The following is a 1,304-nucleotide window of genomic DNA, read 5'->3' as shown; positions in this document are numbered from 1 at the left end:
TTTTGATAAAATCAACCACTCAAAGAAAAAATAATCCTCTTTTGACATTTGCATCATCGTCATGCACGCTCCCAATTCATTTTGATACGTTACTTTTTCGGTTTATCTTGACCGCACTCATGGCAAATATCTTCGCCGCGCGGACCAGAAACCCAAAAATCTTCACCGCAATTTGGACATTTCATTCATGTACACCGCCTTGTTTTTGATCTTGCCGTAGGCCCCCGAATCGACCGAATACGCTCAACGAAGTGTCGGCCGTACCCCGGGTTCCACCCCGTAGGGGCTAAGAAACCAAACTATCCTTCGGCTCGGGCTGATTCGGTCGAATCGATGGATTACTTTACTAACTCTTTTAATGCTGCCTTACCATCACTCGTTGGGATAAAATAAGCTGATTCATCGTCCCATCCTGGGCGTTTGGTGGCATAACCCTTCTCAACCAAGTCATTCCAATCCTTATCATTTGCATCCGTATAGAAGCGATTTTGATTCCTTATTGCATGCTCCATGTCACCAATTTGATTTTTATTCATTTCGCATCCTCCAAGTGTCGTTTATACCGGATACCCTCCGGAGTCGTATCAAGCCATGTATGGCACTCGACGCAACAGTGGAGCAGATCGTTCACCGTTGTCTTGTGTTCAATCTGCTTCCTCCCTGTAATATGAGCGCGTTGCACAGCCTCTGCACCTCTACACTTCCTACGAAGCTCACAGCGACCTCCAGACCGTTCCTTGAGCTGTCCGTCAACCTTCGTGCTTATCTCGCCCATCTGCCGTTGTGTGAGCTTAATACGAACGCTGTGGAGCTGCTTCTTTTTGCTATAGTCGCGTACTGGCTGATTAGCTAAATTGATCATGGGTTACGTCTCCACTTGATCGTCATCCATCACCGAGTAATCCGTTACATCGATAGCTTCCGACATGTCCATGTTGTCCGGTACTTCGCGCTTAATCGTTTCGTCCGCAGCCATTTGCTTCGCGAATTCAATCGATTTCGGCGCATATTTCAACACTTCTTTAAGCACCGTCTTCTTCGCCATCGCATCAAAATCCGTCTGCCATGGACTGGTCCATCCTTTTTGTACAGCCTTGGAGAACTTCTTGGCGTGGTGATCTATTCGTGTCCGACTCCATACCACAAAGTCATAACCGCCGTTTTTAAGGTGGTACACTGCATAGTATCGAATTGGTTCCCCTTGTGGTTCGTCGGAAGGGATATGTTTCAGGTTCTTTTCCAGCCCATATGTGAATTCGAATTCATCGTTTTTATAGACTTCATGGGCATAGATTGCTTTGTAT

General features: G+C 46.3%; 3 protein-coding genes. All 3 read right to left on the bottom strand.

The window, feature by feature from the left end:
• Positions 1-338: 338 nt before the first annotated feature.
• Positions 339-536, bottom strand: a complete 198-nt coding sequence (locus AC1DWB_RS35420) for a hypothetical protein (RefSeq protein ID WP_477545752.1) — start codon at positions 534-536, stop codon at positions 339-341.
• On the bottom strand, positions 533-862 hold the full coding sequence (locus AC1DWB_RS35415; protein WP_477545751.1) for a hypothetical protein: 330 nt from the start codon (positions 860-862) through the stop codon (positions 533-535). Before AC1DWB_RS35415 ends, AC1DWB_RS35420 begins: the two co-directional genes overlap by 4 nt.
• 3 nt (positions 863-865) lie before the next feature.
• Positions 866-1,304, bottom strand: a 439-nt coding sequence (locus AC1DWB_RS35410) for a recombinase RecT (protein ID WP_477545750.1), incomplete at its 5' end; no start/stop codon positions are given.

Source organism: Paenibacillus sp. P4_E11, assembly GCF_056401635.1.
Note: the sequence above shows the minus strand (reverse complement) of the source record. Positions and strands in the feature narration are given on the sequence as shown.

Coding starts and splice junctions, on each gene's coding strand:
- AC1DWB_RS35415 (WP_477545751.1), bottom strand. CDS start 862: ATGATCAATTTAGCTAATCAGCCAGTACGCGACTATAGCAAAAAGAAG.
- AC1DWB_RS35420 (WP_477545752.1), bottom strand. CDS start 536: ATGAATAAAAATCAAATTGGTGACATGGAGCATGCAATAAGGAATCAA.